The organism is Streptomyces sp. NPDC104761 (assembly GCF_055583445.1).
In genome coordinates this window covers 118,949-135,924 of the sequence record NZ_JBVJNZ010000006.1, presented here as the reverse complement: position 1 = coordinate 135,924, position 16,976 = coordinate 118,949, and the positions used below count along the sequence as shown (strand labels likewise).

At 69.5% G+C, this 16,976-nt stretch carries 11 protein-coding genes and 1 pseudogene; 10 read left to right on the top strand and 2 right to left on the bottom strand.

The features are described 5' to 3' along the window. Positions 1 to 40 precede the first annotated feature (40 nt). The 5 genes from ACZ63F_RS18280 (at position 41) to ACZ63F_RS18260 (ending at position 11,350) form a co-directional block, all read left to right on the top strand. The gene (locus ACZ63F_RS18280) at positions 41 to 6,463 is read left to right on the top strand and encodes an RHS repeat domain-containing protein (RefSeq protein WP_469712169.1); all 6,423 of its coding nucleotides are present in this window, start codon (positions 41 to 43) and stop codon (positions 6,461 to 6,463) included. A 110-nt stretch (positions 6,464 to 6,573) separates the two neighbouring features. Beyond that, on the top strand, positions 6,574 to 7,248 hold the full coding sequence (locus ACZ63F_RS18275; RefSeq protein ID WP_469712168.1) for a hypothetical protein: 675 nt from the start codon (positions 6,574 to 6,576) through the stop codon (positions 7,246 to 7,248). Between the two features lie 69 nt (positions 7,249 to 7,317). Then, positions 7,318 to 7,992: a hypothetical protein gene (locus ACZ63F_RS18270; RefSeq protein ID WP_469712166.1), complete on the top strand. Its 675-nt coding sequence runs from the start codon at positions 7,318 to 7,320 to the stop codon at positions 7,990 to 7,992. 555 nt (positions 7,993 to 8,547) lie between these two features. Continuing rightward, entirely contained in the window at positions 8,548 to 9,222 is a 675-nt protein-coding gene (locus tag ACZ63F_RS18265; protein WP_469712164.1) for a hypothetical protein, read from the top strand. Between the two features lie 739 nt (positions 9,223 to 9,961). After that, complete coding sequence (locus tag ACZ63F_RS18260) at positions 9,962 to 11,350, top strand: serine/threonine-protein kinase (protein WP_469712162.1); 1,389 nt, start codon at positions 9,962 to 9,964, stop codon at positions 11,348 to 11,350. Positions 11,351 to 11,540: 190 nt separating this feature from the next. Here the strand turns inward: ACZ63F_RS18260 and ACZ63F_RS18255 are convergent, their stop codons facing one another. Together ACZ63F_RS18255 and ACZ63F_RS18250 are read right to left on the bottom strand one after the other, a co-directional pair. After that, positions 11,541 to 11,948, bottom strand: coding sequence for a hypothetical protein (locus ACZ63F_RS18255; RefSeq protein WP_469712161.1), 408 nt, complete (start codon positions 11,946 to 11,948; stop codon positions 11,541 to 11,543). A gap of 28 nt (positions 11,949 to 11,976) precedes the next feature. Then, a complete protein-coding gene (locus tag ACZ63F_RS18250) occupies positions 11,977 to 12,576 on the bottom strand; it encodes a TNT domain-containing protein (RefSeq protein ID WP_469712160.1) in 600 nt (199 codons plus the stop codon). Between the two features lie 785 nt (positions 12,577 to 13,361). On the opposite strand from ACZ63F_RS18250, the gene ACZ63F_RS18245 reads away from it, so the two are divergent. The 5 genes and pseudogenes from ACZ63F_RS18245 (at position 13,362) to ACZ63F_RS18225 (ending at position 16,956) form a co-directional block, all read left to right on the top strand. Next, positions 13,362 to 13,727 carry a Chromate resistance protein ChrB gene (locus ACZ63F_RS18245; RefSeq protein WP_469712159.1) on the top strand — a complete coding sequence of 122 codons (366 nt, stop codon included), beginning with the start codon at positions 13,362 to 13,364 and terminating at the stop codon, positions 13,725 to 13,727. A gap of 63 nt (positions 13,728 to 13,790) precedes the next feature. Next, positions 13,791 to 14,618, top strand: a complete 828-nt coding sequence (locus ACZ63F_RS18240; protein WP_469712158.1) for a ZIP family metal transporter — start codon at positions 13,791 to 13,793, stop codon at positions 14,616 to 14,618. 359 nt (positions 14,619 to 14,977) lie between these two features. Next, entirely contained in the window at positions 14,978 to 15,181 is a 204-nt protein-coding gene (locus tag ACZ63F_RS18235) for a cold-shock protein (protein WP_007379522.1), read from the top strand. A gap of 1,240 nt (positions 15,182 to 16,421) precedes the next feature. After that, a pseudogene (locus ACZ63F_RS18230) lies at positions 16,422 to 16,601 on the top strand (tyrosine-type recombinase/integrase); the annotation flags it as partial. A 166-nt stretch (positions 16,602 to 16,767) separates the two neighbouring features. After that, positions 16,768 to 16,956: a tyrosine-type recombinase/integrase gene (locus ACZ63F_RS18225; protein WP_469712157.1), complete on the top strand. Its 189-nt coding sequence runs from the start codon at positions 16,768 to 16,770 to the stop codon at positions 16,954 to 16,956. Positions 16,957 to 16,976: the final 20 nt, after the last annotated feature.

Here is a 16,976-nt window from a genome sequence, read left to right as displayed (position 1 = left end):
ACGGGGGCTGACCGCTCTGACGGCGGCGTTCTCCCTGATCGTGGGCGTCGCAGCTACCGCCGAAGCGGCCCCGCATCACCAGCAACCAGGCTTCACCCAGGTCAAGCCGGTCCCGGTGACCGCCGTACGCTCGCACTACGGCCGTGTCCGGCACCTGGCCAACTCGCCCTCACCCAAGGTGAAGTGGCCCGGCGGCACCGCCCGCTTCGCCGCCGCGACGTCCGTCGCGGCTCCGTCGGCGACCGGCCGCGCACCCGCGCGCACGCCCGCGACAGCAGGCGCCCGGCTCAGGGCGGGCAGCCTCCCGGTCTGGCTGGCGCCCTCCTCCGGCGTCGCCCTCCGGCACGCGGCGGTACGTGTCCTGCCACGGCGGAGCGGGCAGTCGGCCGGTGTCGACGGAGTGCTGCTCCAGCTGTCCGGGCTGCCGGGTGGCAGCCACCGAAAGGTCCGGGTCGGCCTGGACTACCGGGACTTCACCGCTGCATTCGGCGCCGACTGGGGCTCGCGGCTGCGGCTCGTGCAGCTGCCCGACTGCGCCCTGACCACGCCGCGACGCGCCTCCTGCCGCACCCAGACCCCCGTGGCCTCCGCCAACAGCACCACGGCGCACACCCTTTCGGCCCCGCTGACCGTCACCAGGGACAGCGTGGTCCTGGCGGCCACCGGCGCGCCGAGCGGCGGGGGCGGCGACTTCAGCGCGACCTCGCTCAAGCCCTCCGGCTCCTGGCAGGCCGGCGGCAGCACCGACGCGTTCACCTGGTCCTACCCGATCACCGGCCCCAGTGTCCCCGGCGGGCTGACGCCCAATCTCTCACTGGGCTACGACTCGCAGAGCGTGGACGGCCTCACCTCGTCCACCAACAACCAGGCCTCGGTCGTCGGCGACGGCTTCGCGCTGCCGAGCAACTACATCGAGCGCTCCTACGGTTCCTGCCACGACAACCCCAGCGGCACCACCAAGACCTGGGACACCTGCTGGTCGGCCGACAACCAGCTCACCCTCTCGCTCAACGGCAACACCACCACCCTGATCAAGGACGACACCACCGGGGACTACCGGGCCCAGGGCGACTCCGACGAGCGCGTCGAGCGGCTGACCGGCGCCACCAACGGAGCCCAGGGCGGCGAGTACTTCCGGGTGACCACGCCGAACGGCACCCAGTACACGTTCGGCCTGAACCAGCTGCCCGGGTGGGCGTCGGGGAACACGACCACCAACTCGGTGCTGACCGAGCCGGTCTACGCCACGACCTCGGGCCAGCCCTGCTACAACGCCACCTGGGCCAGCTCCTGGTGCCAGCAGGGCTACCGCTGGATGCTCGACTACGTCAAGGACACCCACGGCGACGTGATGTCCTACTTCTATACGCCGACCACCGCGTACTACGCGCGTAACCTCGGCAAGACCGCCGACACCCCCTACGTGCGCGACGCGGTGCTCGCGAGGATCCAGTACGGCCAGCGCGACGGCTCGGTGTACTCCTCCAGCCCCGCCGGCCAGGTCAACTTCACCTACAACGGCCGCTGCAACACCTCGGCCACCGGGTGCGCCACCTCCACGCTGACCAGTTCCACCGCGTCCAAATGGCCGGACGTACCCTTCGACCTGAACTGCGCCAGCGGCGCCGCCTGCTCGTCCAACTCACCGACGTTCTGGACCGAGAACGAACTGACGGGCATTCAGACCCAGGCGCTGGTCGGCTCCACCGAGACGAACGTCGACTCCTGGGCGTTCACCTACACCTTCCCCGCCACCGGGGACGCGACCACGCCCTCGCTGTGGCTGAACTCGGTGACCCGGACCGGCCAGGACACCTCCGCCGGCGGTTCCACGTCGGCGCTCGCCATGCCCCAGGTGACCTTCGCCGGCACGCCGCTGTCGAACCGGGTGGACCTCACCGACGGCTATCCGCCGATCACCCGCTACCGGCTCAACACCATCACCACCGAGTCCGGCGGCATCATCAGCGTCGGCTACTCGGCCCCCGCCTGCGGTGGCGGCACCCCGAGCAACGCCGACCAGAACACCTCCCTGTGCTTCCCCGGTTACTGGACCCCCACCGGGCAGACCAGCCCGATGCTGGACTGGTTCAACAAGTACGTCGTCACCACGGTCACCCAGCAGGACCCGACCGGCGGCGGCGTCAACGACACCATCGTCACCCGCTACATCCCGGTGGGCACCCCCGCCTGGCACCACGACGACAACCCGCTGACCCCCGCCGCCCAGCGCACCTGGGACCAGTGGCGCGGCTACGGCGGCATGAAGGTCACCACGGGCACCGCGCCGGACCCGGCCACCGAGACCGACTACACCTACTTCCGCGGCATGGACGGGGACACCCAGTCCGGTGGCGGCAGCCGCCCGGCGACCGTCACCGACTCCCGCGGCGACCAGCCGGTTCCCGACTCGGCCCAGTACGCCGGCCTGACCTACGAGGCCATCCTCTACAACGGGCTGAACAGCGGAAAGGTCGTCAGCGACACCATCACCGCGCCCTGGAGCAGCAGCGCCACCGCCGTCCACGCGCTGTCCGGGGGGCTGCCCGCGCAGAAGGCGTTCCTGACCGGCCAGAGCTCGGTCGAGGTCTTCACGCCGCTGGCGTCCGGGGCCACCCGGGACACCGAGACCGACTACACCCACGACTCCCACGGCCGGGTCACCAAGGCCGACGACAAGGGCGACGTCTCCACCGCGAGCGACGACCTCTGCACCACGGCGAGCTACGCGGACAACACCTCCGCCTGGATCTTCGACCTGGTGGACGAGACGAAGACGGTGTCCGTCAACTGCTCGACCACCCCGTCGCTGCCGGCCGACGCGGTCAGCGACAAGCGGGTCTTCTACGACGGCTCCGGCACCCTGGGCGCCGCACCCACCGTAGGTGATCCCACCTCCACCCAGCAGGCCACCTCGTACACCGGGTCCACGCCGGTCTACTCGACCATGTCGTCGCTCACCACGGACGTCTACGGCCGACCGCTGACCAGCACCGACGCCGACCAGCAGACCACCAAGACCACTTACACCCCCACCACCGGCGCCGCACCCACCGCCATCGTCTCCACCGACCCGATGCAGCAGACGCTCAGCCAGACCTACGACCCGCTGCGCGGGCTGATGCTGACGCAGACCACCGCGGCCGGCTACGTCACCAAGGCGCAGTACGACGCGCTGGGGCGGATCACCGCCGTGTTCCGGCCCGGGATCACCGCCGCCACGAACAAGTACAGCTACACGCTCGCCCCCGACAAGCCCAGCTCCGTCATCACCCAGACCCTGAACGACGACGGCACCTACCGCAGCAGCGAACTGCTGATGGACGCCCTGCTCCGGCCCCGCGAGACGCAGATCGCCACTGTCGACGGCGGCCGGGACGTCACCGACACCGTCTACGACACCAACGGATGGGTGGCCAAGACCACCGCCCCCTACTACGCGGGCGGCGCCCCCAGCGCAACGCTGGTACAGGCCCAGGACGGCGACATCCCGTCGGAGACGGGCTTCACCTACGACGGCGCCGGACGCAAGACCGTGGCCACCGCCTACGCGCTGGGCACCGCCACCTGGAACACCACCACCGTCTTCGGCGGCAACTTCACCACCACCATTCCCCCGAAGGGCGGCGTGGCCGAGACCACACTCACCGACGCCCGGGGACACCAGACCGACCTGTACCAGTACCACGCGGGCGCCGCGGCCGACCCGGTCCACGACTCCGCTTCGGACTACTCCGACACGCACTACACCTACTACCCGGACGGCCACCAGGCCAGCCAGACCGACCCGGCCGGCAACACCTGGACCTGGAAGTACAACCTCCTGGGGGACCAGGTCGCGGCCACCGACCCCGACTCGGGCGGCTCCTCGGCGACCTACGACAACGCCGGCCAGCTGCTGACCACCACCGACGCCAGGGGCGACCAGGCCAGCTACAGCTACGACAAGGACGGCCGCAGGACGGCGGCCTACGACACCACCGGCAACGCCACCCCGTCCACCGACAACCAGGTCGCCTCCTGGACGTACGACACGCTGAAGAAGGGGTACCTCACTTCTTCGACCTCGTACCAGATGGGCACCAGCAGCCCCTCGGTCACCAACGCGGTGCTGGCCTACACCACCATGGGTGAGGTCGCCGCCTCGAAGACCACGCTGGCCAACCTGCCGAGCAACCTGGCGCCGCTGGCGCCGTCCGGCGGCTACACCGAGTCCTACACCTACAAGACCACCGGAACGCTGGCGAGCCGGCAGGACCCGGCAAGCGGCGGACTGCCGGTGGAGACCGTCAACTACGGATACGACCAGTACGGTCAGGCCACCAGCGTCGCCAGCAGCGGCACCACCGCCTGGACGTACGTCTCCGCCATCGGCTACGACGAGTACGGCGAGCCGCTCCAGTACTCCATGGGCCCGACCACCAGCTGGGTCGACCTGACCCTGAAGTACGACCCGCAGACCGGCCAGCCCACCGACGCCAAGACCACCGACTCCACCAGCGGCACGGTCGTCGACGACACCGGCTACACCTGGGGCAACTCGGCCGTCTCCAAGGGCGCCGGACTGCTCACCTCGACCACCGACAGCCAGAACGGCGGCTCGGTCGTCGACACCCAGTGCTACGGCTACGACTGGGCAGCCCGCCTGACCGCGGCCTGGACCGCCACCGACAACTGCGCCGCCACGCCCACCACCGGCAGCAGCGCCACCGTCGGCGGCCCCAACCCCTACTGGCAGACCTGGACCTACGCCGCCGACGGCCAGCGCCAGACGCAGACCGACCACGACACCAGCGGCAACAGCGCCAACGACACCACCACGACCTACCACTACCCGACCGCGGGCTCCGCGACCGACCAGCCGCACACGCTCGGCAGCACCACCGCCACCGGCCCGGCCGCGTCGGCGAACACGGCGTCCTACCACTACGACGCCTCCGGCAACACCACCTCCATCCAGGGCGGAGCACTGGGCGACCAGACCCTGACCTGGAACCACCAGAACCGCCTGGACACCGACACCACGTCGGCCGGCGCCACCAGCTACCTCTACGGTCTCGACGGCGGCCTGGTGCTGCGCACCGACCCCACCCAGGCCACGCTCTACCTGGGCGACGAGGAACTGGTGGAGAACACCGCCACCAAGGCGGTGACCGGCACCCGCTACTACTCGGTCAACGGCACCACCGTGGCCGCCCGTTCCAGCAGCGGGAACATCCAGTACCTGATCCCCAACCGGCAGGGCACCGACTACCTGTCCGTCGACTACCAGACCCAGGCGGTGACACGGCGCCAGTACCTGCCCTTCGGCGGTACCCGCGGCGCTGCTCCGGCCAACTGGCTCGGCGACAAGGGCTATGTCGGCGGCACCACCGACACCGCGACCAGCCTGGTCAACCTCGGGATGCGCGAGTACGACACGCAGACCGGACGCTTCGTCAGCCGTGACCCGCAACTGGAGGCGACCGACCCCTCGCAGCTGACCGGCTACGACTACGCCGCCAACAACCCGGTGACCGGCAGCGACCCGACCGGACAGAGCTGGTTCAGCTCCCTGTCCAACGCGGTCTCCAGCCTGGCGGACACCGCCCAGCAGGTGATCGACCGCACCAACGCTCCCATGGCCGCACTCGGCTTCGGGCAGCTCCTGCTCGGCGCGGCTGCGGACGGCCTGGGCGGCGCGCTCATGCTCAGCGGCATCGGCGCACTCGGCCCGGGCGAGGCACTGATCCTCGCCGGCTCGGCACTCGCCGTCACCGGCTCCGCAACGGTGGCCGCCTCGGTCGCCGCACCCAACATCGCGTACGCCGTACAGAACGGCGACGGCGGCGGGGGCGGCGACGACGGGGGCGGGTCGGACAGCTCGTCGGCCGAGGATTCGAGCCGGGACAAGGATGCGCAGTCTCTGGTCAAGGAACACGGCGATGGCAAGGGCGGTCCGCAGCTCACTCTGGACAATGCCTACCGCGCGCTGGACGGCGCTCCGGAGGGGACTCGTGCCCGGGTGATGCCCAAGGAGAACGAGCTCACGAGCAAGCCAGGAGCCAAGGGGAAGGAAAAGGTCAAGAACACTGACCTCGAATACCTCGATCAGCAGGGCGACATCGTCGGCTACGGCGAGGTCAAGACCATCGGAGAGGCCGACGAGGGGAGGTTCACCGAGCAACTTTCCAGTGCTGTCAAGCAGTTGCGCTGGCGCCAGGACTGGAAGGGCGGCACGGACGTCAACGAGATCTTCATCCAGGTCCCCGACCTGGCCGATCCACCGGCGATCAAGCAGTGGGTCCGCAGCTATCAGAACGCCCGCAGGGGCGGTATCAAGTCGATCCGCGGGTTCCATCTGCGGGTCTACAACGAAAGCGGGACCAAACTCGGCGACTTCGACCTGGGCAGCAACGCCGATGAAGGTCATTACGACGAACACACCCACACCTACTATTCGTCGAACGGGTACTCCTACTGAACCGCCTGCCGTCGTCTGATCTCAGGTCGTAAATCCGGGATACAGGCGGATGCGTACCATGAGGGCGCGTCCGCCTGTATCCCTGCCCCTGTCCCTGAAAGGTACGTTCCTTGGCCTCGACGCTTTTTCGAGTGCTCGAATCCTTTCCTGACGCCCGCAGCACGCTGGCGCGGGCGCGCGAAATCATGCGCGAGCTTGCTGACTGGTCCTCCGATCCCTGGCCCCAACTGGAGCCGGTCGCCACAGCCGAGCAGTACGTGCACGCCCTCCGTTCCTTCGACACCGCCCGCGTCTACGGAAATCAGGGAAGGCCCGGCGTCGGTTCCGTCCTGGACGAACTGCGGCGCCGCACTGTCGTCACGCTCGACAATGAGGAGCCGAACTCCTGGTTCGCGGGGTACGTAGGGCTCCGCCCCGACCTGTCCGACCTCTGGCCGCTGCCCGAGGGGCTGTCCCTCACCCTCGACGCGACCCCGCCCTTCGGCCTTCCCGACAGCGAGCCCGAGGACGACGTCACCGAGGAGGAACTGGACGGGATGGTCTCCGTGCTCGGGCCGCTCAGTCTGAACGTCAGCTGGAGCTGTGGCTGGCGTGGCCTGCCCGATGCCAAGAACTGCGGCATGCAACTCTGCCTGAACAGCGTCTGGGCGGAACAGACCTCTGAAGTGTCCCCCGGTGAGTTCGGCGTCTGGATCACTCTCGGTAACCGCGTCGCCTGGACTCCCGAGGGTGAAGTTTGGCGCCGTGACTCGGGACTCCTGCTGGGTGAAGCACAGCAGGGGTGACCCGGGGCAGGCGCGGATGCGTACCGTGAGGGCGCGTCCGCCCTGCCCCTGTCCGAAAGGCGCGTTTCCTTGTCCTCGACGCTTTACCGGGTGCGCGAACCCTTCCCCGACGCGGTGAGCGCGCTGTCGCGGGCGCGCGCGATCATGCGCGACCTGACCGACTGGACGGCCGAGCCTTGGCCTCAACTGGACAAGGTCACCACGGTCGAGCAATTCACCTACGCACTTCGCACTTTCGACACCGCCCGGTTCACCGCGGACCGGGTACCTCACGTCTTCCCTTTCATAGACGAGTTGCGGCGCCGAGGAGTCGTCACGCTCGACGCCCGGCAGATGAAGTCCTGGTTCAGCGGCGACGTGCGGCTGGGTCCGGACCTGGCGGATCTCTGGCCCTTTCCCGAGAGCGTGGACCTCGCCCTGGCAGCGGCCCCGCCCTTCGGCGCCCCCGGCGGCGAGCCTGAGGACACCTGCACCGAAGAGGAACTGGACCGGATGGTCTCGGTGCTCGGCCCGCTGAGCCTGAGCGTCATCTGGGACTGCGCCTGGCGTGGTCTCCCGGAGGCCAAGGGGTGCGGTGTGCTGCTCTGCCTGAACAGCGTCTGGTTGCGGCAGCACGACGAGCCGTCCCCCGGCGAGTTCGGCGTCTGGATCTCCCTCGGCCCCCGCGTCGCCTGGACACCCGAGGGTCAAACCTGGGTCCGCGACTCCGGACTTCCGCTGGGTGAACCCGAGGACGGCTGGTGACCCGGACGCCCTGCGCCCTTTAACCCCCTGTACCGATGAGGGATCGGATGAGACGGTTTCCCTTCATGGTCCGCTGTCTCTGGACGTGAGCTGGGACTGCCGCTGGCGGGTTCTGTCGGATTCAGAGGACTGCGGCGTTCAACTCTGCCTGAACGGCGTCTGGAGGCGGGAGACCTTCGAGCCGTCCCCCGGCGAATTCGGCGTCCGGATCCCTCTCGGCAACCGCATCGCCTGGACGACCTAAGGCGAGAACTGGCGCCGCAAATGCGGACTTTCGCGGACTTCCGCTGGGCGAACCCCAATCGGGAAGGTGACCCGAACGCCTGGATTCGCCGGCGATCAAGCAGTGGGCCCGCGGCTGCAGAAGAGCCGCTGGAGCCCTGTCAAGTCCGCCAATTGGCTCGCCCTGCGGGTGGCAGCGAAAGCGGCGGTAGTCTGGGCGCCTTCGGCCTTGGCGGTGAGCCGGCAGGGGCCATGTCGAGGGGGATATCTGCTGTTCACCGAGCGGGTACTTCTACTGTTCCGCCCACTACCACTGTCCGAAAGACGTGTTCCTTGTCCTCGACGCTCTATCGAGTACGCGAACCCTTCCCCGATGCGGTGAGCGCGCTGTCGCGGGCGCGCGCGATCATGCGCGACCTGGCCGAGTGGACCGCCCCTCCGTGGCCACGAGTGGACGACATCACGACCGCGGAGCAATTTGCGTACGCCCTCGGCAGCTTCGCCATCGCCCGGTTCGGTGCGGACCGCGAACCCCACGGCGTGCCGTTCCTGAACGAACTGCGGCGCCGCGGTGTCGTCACCCTCGATGCGGAGCAGTTGAAGTCCTACATCTCAGGCGACGTGCGGCTCCGCCCCGACCTGGTCGATCTCTGGCCCCTTCCCGAAGGAGTGAGCCTCGTTCTGGCCACGACCCCGCCCTTCGGCGCCCCCGGCAGTGAGCCTGAGGACGACGCTACCGAAGACGAACTGGACCGGATGGTCTCCGTGCTCGGGCCGCTGTCCCTGGACGTCCGATGGGACTGCGCCTGGCGTGGTCTCCCGGAGGCCAAGGGGTGCGGCGTGCTGCTCTGCCTGAACAGCGTCTGGGTGCCGCAGCACGTCGAGCCTTCCCCGGGCGAGTTCGGCGTCTGGATCTCCCTCGGCCCCCGCGTCGCCTGGACACCCGAGGGCCAGACCTGGGTCCGCGACTCCGGACTTCCGCTGGGTGAACCCGAGGACGGCTGGTGACCCGGGCGCCCTGCGCCCCTTTACGGCCCATACAGGCGACTTCGACTTCGGCGCTGGCGACGACGGCCTCGTTGGGGGGCACACCTGCTCTTCGTCGAACTGGTCCGCCTCGGCACGGTGCGCCCTGAAGCGGCCCTGCTCCTGGCACGGCTCATCCGGGCCGGCTTGGAAGCGAGGGATGACGAAGCGCGCTCTCCGGCGACTCCGCTGCACTGAACAGAGGGACTCCGTTCCTCGACGAGGACCAACCAGGTGGCCTGCTGTTCGGCCGGGACCGGCGCCCTGGCGCCGCAGCCCGGACGGTCAGCAGGGCACTTCAGCGCGCCATCAGCTCGGGAAGCTCGTGCTTCCTGACCTCGGTCGCCCTGCTGACCCGAGACCACGGCTGTCGGCTACCGGTCAGTGACCTGCCGGGGGAAGCGGCTGACGGCGGAGGTTGGCGACGACGGCAGTAGTCCGGCCGGCAGCTTGCCTGACCCGCCGCAGCGCTCCAGCCACGGGGGAGGCGGGGCCGTTTCGTCGCTGCGCCGACTTGGTCCGGATATCTGGCACGGGCTGGGGGTACCCGCCTCGCAGCATGGCCCATGGCCGAGTCCGGTACGCGGTGACAGCAACGGAGAACCAGATGAAGGCCCGCCAGTCAGAAGCCCCGCCGCCCGCGCCGGTTCCAGCGGATGAGCAGCCCGCCGAAGTCCTCTCCGGCCGCTACCGGTTGGGCGCGAGAATCGGATCGGGAGGCATGGCCGACGTGTACGAGGGCGTTGACACGCGCCTTCAGCGGCCCGTGGCCGTCAAGGTGTTCCGGCCCGGCACGGACCCGCAGACGGAGGACCGTCTCACCGCGGAGGCCGTCCTTCTGGCCGGCCTGCAGCACCCGGGACTGGTCACCGTCTACGACGCCGGCCGCCACGACGACCGCACCTACCTGGTCATGCAACTGATAGAGGGTCCCACGCTGCGCAGCCTTCTGGCGTGTGGAGCGTTGCCTGAGCGGCGTGTGGTAGACGTGGGCGCCGCCCTCGCGTGGGTGCTGGCCTATGTCCACCGGGCCGGCGTCGTGCACCGGGACATCAAACCGTCGAACATCCTCCTCGACGCGGCCGGTGCTCCTCACCTGGCTGATTTCGGCATCGCGCGCCTGGCCGACGCCACCCGCCATACGGCACCGGACGTGCTGATAGGCACCGCCGCCTATCTGGCACCTGAGCAGGTCGAGGGCAGGCGGATCGGGCCCGCCGCCGACGTCTATGCGCTCGGCCTGGTCCTGCTGGAGTGCTTGAAAGGCGAGCTGGAGTACCAGGGCACCCCGTTGGAAGCGACAATCGCCCGCCTGCACCGCCCACCTGAGGTCCCCACCTGGCTACCCTCGGAACTCGCGGCCCTGCTGAGGGCCATGACCGCCCAGGACCCCGAGGTCCGCCCGGACGCCGAGCAGTGCGCGCAAGCCCTCGCCTCCCGGCACGCCGGATTCGGTCCGTACCCCCCGCCGCTCTCGGCGCCCTCCGAGGCGCGCCTTCCGACGCCGCTCGCCGCTCACCCCGGAACGGAAGAGCACATACGCTCTCAGGAGGCGGAAGCCACCCGGCCCAACCTCCCCGGCGGCCCTCGCCGCAGCCGTCGCCTGGCCGCGGGTACGGCCCTGGCCCTCTCCGCGGTCCTGGGGGCGACTCTCGCCGTCGCATCGAGCACCAGCGGAAGCGACGACCGGGCAGCGACGCCCGCCGGTACCCCCTCGCACCAGCCCTCCGGTACGGCGACCGCCAAGAGCGGGCCCGGTGCCCTCCCACTCACCCGATCTCACGGGACTCAGCCCCCCTCCAGGGCATTCGGTACGTCTGCGGCAAGCGGATCTCATGCCCAGCCCGTCTCCAGGACACTCGGCGCCTCCTCTCCGGCGGCTGCCCCGAGTTCGAGGCGCAGCGCCTCTGCACCGCCCGCGAAGTCGGGTCCGCACGGACCGGCGTCACGGCCGCCGCGATCCGCGCCGACCGGAGCCGGGGCCGCCGCCCCGAGCCGGACGGCACCTGCGGAGACGCCCACCACCGGCACGGCGCCGCCATCACCAACGCCCTCGAAGGGCGGTGGCGCCGCCACCGGCGCACCGCCCAGCCCGAGCCCGACACCTTAGAGCTCGAGGACCAGACCCGCCGTGCCGTCACATGCTCGGCCTTCCAGGGATACACGGTGGCCTCGGGCTGGGCCGGGCCCCATCTGCGGACGGGGCCGAGAAAGCCCGGCTGTCCGCGCGACGGCACCCGCGTACACCTCGGCCGCCTCCCCCCGAGTTCTTCGTCACCGGGGCGAGGCCGGGCGCCGGGTCATCCCGCCGACGGGGGTTGCGTACGACCGTCGGCGGGGCGAGGCTCCTCTGCGGTCCGGCCGCGGGCCTCGGCCAGGGCCTGGTCCAGCGCCTCGCGGGCCCGCCGTTGGATGCTTTCACCGCCGTGCAGGAGCTGATCCATCTCCTCGGGAGTGGGCGGCTCGGGCGGAGGTCCCTCGTCGGTCAGGCGGTCGTGGAGCCAGCGGCATGCCTGGTCCTCGTCCGTGAACCGTTCCCACACCTCGCGCGTGCCGCGCTCATGGACACCCACGGCCCACAGGCCGCCCCGCTCCTCAAGGAAGTAGCGATCGGTCGTGCGAGGCCCGTGGGGACAGCCCTGGATCTCGTAGTACGCCTCCGGGACGCCGGCCGACCGAAGAGCGCGGCACAGCTCGAACCGGTCCATGGAGTCAGTCTCCCACCACGGGCCACGGTCACGACCGGGACGGATACGTGGTCTTCAGCCGTACGAGGGTGCCGTTGTTCACCAGGTCGGCCACGTTGGTGCGGGGGATGCTCGGGCAGAACGAGCTCGAGGTCACGTACTGGGTGCCCGTGCCCGGTTGCTCGAACGCCGGGGCCTGCGGGCCCGCGCACACGGTGACGTCCTTGGCCAGCCGGTACAGGTGGTAGTCGTAGGGGTAGCGAGGGTCGATGGTGTTGAGGCTGGACGGCGGGAGCGCCCTCAGCCCGTACTTCGTGCCTGCCGGGGCGAGGAACCGGCCCGCCTCGGCGCCGAAGCGGTCGAGCATCAGGTTCTGGTTCGCGTGCAGCACCAACGGCGCCGCGATGACAGTGCCCTGGGCGTTGTGCGCGAAGCCGTCGTCCGGCGGATAGCGCCAGTCGCCCTGGCCCGAGTCGGCGGTCGGATTCCACCAGCGGTCCAGGAACTCCACGGCGGTGAGGCCGCCGAGCCGGTTGTAGCCCTTGACGATGGCTCCCACCGGCCCGAGGGTCGGCAACCGGCTGGGGCCGAGCCGCCAGTCGCCGCAGAAGTAGTACGGGCGGTAGGCCGCGGGGATGGGGTAGGGCACCAGGCCCCTGCATGCGCGTGGCTCACCGGACCCGGTGTGCCCGTCGCCGGGCTGCGCAGGAGGTCCGACCGGTGCGGGTGCCGCTTGTGCCGACGTGTCCGGCCGGGCCTGCCGAACGGCTGCCGCCCTGCCGTCGCGGTCGGCAGCGGTCGCGGACGACGAGACTGAAGCGCCCATGACGAGGAAACCGGACAGGCTGACCGCGGAGACGACGCCGGCCCACCACCTTGACGATTTCACTGAACCTCCCGAAGGGAGCCGATTGCCGGGAAGCGGCCCAGCCGGCCGGGCATCGGCCACGGATCATCCGATAGGACGGGATCACTGAAGCCGCGAGGAGGGACGAGCGCGAAGGAACGTGCCGCAGCTGCGTCCGAACGAATGCCTCGGTTCATACGGGGAGCCCAACCGGCGAGCGGCCCCCCTGACGCCGCCGGAGCGATTCCGGGCGGGAGCTGCCTCGGCGCGGGCGATCATGGCGCCGGGCGAGGAACAGGGAACCGGCCCGGCCCACCAAAAGCCTCCGCCCCACAAGAAACTCGCAGGGCGGGGGCGTCCGCACGTTCGGCACGGCCGACGACGGGCGGCTGTTCTTCACAGAGCAGGGCCGGGTCGTCAGCCACTCCACCTGTCACCGGGTCTGGCGCGAGAGCCGCGAACTTGCTCTGCTTCCGGCGCTCACCAGCACGCCGCTCGCGAAGCGGCCGTACGACCTGCGGCACTCGGCGCTGCCGGCCGAGGTCGCCCAGCGTGCCGGCAACCCCGGCGAGGTCCCCAAGTTCACCTTGGCCGAGCTGGAGGAAGAGGAGCAGTCGCTGGAGCGGCTGCGCCGCCGGCACCGCGACCTGACCGCGCGAGACGTGTTCGGCGCCCCGGAGGCGGCCGAGGCCGGCCGACGGCTCGAGCAGTGCGCCGCAAGCCTGCGAGCGCTACGCCGAGCGGGTCCTCGCCGCTCTGCACCAGCCACGTGCGGGGGAACAGGGACCGCGCGGGCGGCCCGGTCCCGGCAGATGTGGTCGCTCTACGCGGCCGGGTTCACCACGGCCTTCGGCGGGCACGGTATCGCCGACAACCTCGGCGCACACGCAAGACGCGGGGAGTGCGTGGAAATCGCCAAGCTTTCTCAAAATCGACCCACAGGCATCTATTAGGTAAGGCTTGCCTCATCTAGGTTGGGGGTGCACTTCCCCGCTCCTCCGACTGGAGTCCCCCGTATGTCCGGTTCCCAGGTAGCCCTGCTCGGCGCAATCGCAGGGTTCACCATCTACCTCGGCCTGCCCCTCGGCCGACTGCGCAACCCGAACCCGCGGCTACGCGCCGGTCTGAACGCCGTCGCCATCGGCATCCTGATCTTCCTGGTCTGGGACGTCCTGACACACGCCTGGGAGCCGGTCGACGAGGCGCTGGGCAAGCACGACTGGGGCACCGTGGCCTCCGGGGGCCTCACCCTGGCCGTGGGCCTCGGAGTCGGTTTGATGAGTCTGGTGTACTACGACGGCTGGATCGCCCGTCGTGCGGCCTCCGCAGCGCGGCCCGCCGGCCCCGGTGCCGCGGCCTCCGCCGAGCTGGCCCCCCGGGTCCGCAGCCAGGCCGGCTCGCTCGCACTGATGATCGCCACCGGCATCGGCCTGCACAACTTCGCCGAGGGCCTGGCCATCGGCAACTCCGCCGCCAAGGGCGAGCTCTCCCTCGCCGTACTCCTCATCATCGGCTTCGGACTGCACAACGCCACGGAAGGGTTCGGCATCGTCGCCCCGCTGGCCGCCGAGGGCGAACGCCCCTCATGGGCCACGCTGCTGCTGCTCGGCCTGATCGGCGGAGGTCCGACCTTCCTCGGCACCGTGGTCGGCCAGCACCTGGTCGACGACACCGTGTCGATCGCCTTCCTGGGTCTGGCAGCAGGGTCGATCCTCTACGTGGTCATCGAACTGCTGGCCGTTGCCCGCAAGGCCGCGCTGAAGACTCTGACCACCTGGTGCGTCCTGCTGGGCCTCGTCCTCGGCTTCGCCACCGACGCCATCGTCACCGCCGCCGGGGCCTGAAGCTCCCGCACCGTCTGCCGTCAGCTGCCCGCGAGAAGAGTCACGGGCAGCTGACGTGCGTGATCCCGGTGAAGTTCTGCGCACTGAGCTGACCACTCCGGCTCACCCGGGCTGTCCGGGGTCGGAGTGAGTGACCATGCCGGGCGCGCCGATGGAACCGGTCCTGATGCTGGCGCGTTATCGGTGGCCGCAGCGGCCACGTCGTTATAGCGTTGTGACTCAGCAGTCGTGGTTCCGAAGTTCCGTTCGCCCGTGATCGCCATCACGGGCGTTCTTGCTGTTCAGCGCCTCTCCGGACCAGGGCGATCACCTCCCGGGCGTGCAGGGTGCACCCCCGGTTTCCCTCGAAGGAGACAGTCATGGCCAAGGGCACTGTGAAGTGGTTCAACAGCGAGAAGGGCTTCGGATTCATCGAGCAGGAGGGCGGCGGCCCCGACGTCTTCGCCCACTACTCCAACATCGCCGCCCAGGGGTTCCGTGAGCTGCAGGAGGGCCAGAAGGTCGAGTTCGACGTCACGCAGGGCCAGAAGGGCCCGCAGGCGGAGAACATCCGCCCCGCCTGACGCACCGCCTCGGTGAAGGCCCGGCTTCCCCGCTTCGGGAGGCCGGGCTTGCTGTCTGCCGGAGTGGTCAGCGGGCGGGAGCCGGCCGGATCCCGCGTGGGTCCCCATGAGCCACTGTCAGGAACAGCGCGCGGAACCACTGGTGCGCCGGCACCGGACAGGTGCCGGGGCGCGGGTCGAGGTGGCTTCACGGGAGTCTGGCGGATCGGCGGGCCCAACTCGGCGACCGACCGCAGGTGGTGGGCAGGTGCGATGACGGACGGTTGCATCCTGTGAGGTGCTGGCCAAGCACTCGGGCCAAGGAGTTACGCCCCGCCAGACCGTGTGCGTTGCCGCGTACTGTCGGCCACATAGGGGCAGGTCACAGGTCATGTGCCCCGGACGTCAGCGCCTGGTCTCCCGCGATGCGGAACGGATGGCATTTGCTGGTGAGCGACGCGGTCCACCGCCCGGTCGTGCGTCTTTGACCTGTGGAGATCCGCCAACGGAAGAGGTTATCCACAAGGTGTGGAGGGGTGCGCGCACCGAAAGGAGCGGCGACCCTGAGACCGTGTGCGTTTTGGCACGTATGTAAAAATCCCGACCTGTATTTCTGCAGGTCAGAAGCTTTTCCCGGAGTGCCCCCGCCAGGATTCGAACCTGCGCACACGGCTCCGGAGCACAATCAGAGTTCGGCTCAAGAATCGGGTCTGACCAGCGGTTTTCTTGATCGCGAGAGGTGTTCGGTTTCCTCCTGTATCGCAGATAATGCGAAGTCGGAAGTCGCCTCCGGCTCCTGCGCCCGTTGACCGCGGTCGGCTTCGCCGACGGGCTGCAACCACCCGGGGGTCGGCTGGATGTGGTCCCGCTGGGATCAGGCTTACGGCTGCGATCGCGTACGATTACCACGAAGCGCGTGGTACGAGGTCGGGTCCGAGCCTCAAGCGCACCTCACACAGCCCAGGGATGCTGAAGCCGTTCATTCCCAGCACTACGAAGCCGGATCGGACCGGCGAGCCGTAGGCGGCGGGACAAGTCCATTCACCATGGAGTTGTCGTCCCGTGTCCTTCTTGTGGCTGTTCGCCGTTCCTCGCTTGCTGGTCACGATTGTCGTCGCGATCTGCGCTCTATTCGCAGCTTTCACCTCTGACGACACCAAGGCCCGACGGGCTATTGAGGTTGTCAAGTTGCTGGGAGGAAGCCTGCCGCGCATTCGCCGTTAATACGCGGTACAGCAACGTTCCTGACGGGCTGCAACCACACGCCGTCGAGCTCGAACTGTCCAATCCGCTGAGCCGCGTCCGGCGCAAGCGGGGGAAACGGGCTGTGCGGGAAGTTGACCGGCGCGTGGTGGTCAACCCTCGGCAGGCTCGGGAGCTGCAGACCGCTCTCACATATGTGGGTGGCTACGACCGGGCGAGGGCGAACGCGCTGATGGCGGGGTCTTTAGGCACCTCATACGAAGTGCCCCCGGCGGGGGACCCAGAACATGGGAACGGGGCGAGCCGTCGGCCGGCGGCGGGCAGCTGGTGCTCGAGTCGGTTGTACGGCTGAATCGGTAGATCTCGGCCCGGGCCGCAGGTTCGTCCCCGGTAGGGCGCCGGCGGTGGTCTCCAGGATCACGGATCGCCGTCCCGCCCACTTCACCCCGCACCAGTGCCGCCACACCCTGGGCACCCGCATGATCAACCGCGACGTCCCGCAGGAAGTCGTACGCCGCATCCTCGACCACGACTCCGCGCAGATGACGGCCCACTACGCACGACTGCACGACACCACCGACCGCGAACACTAGGGAGAACGGGCAGTTCGACC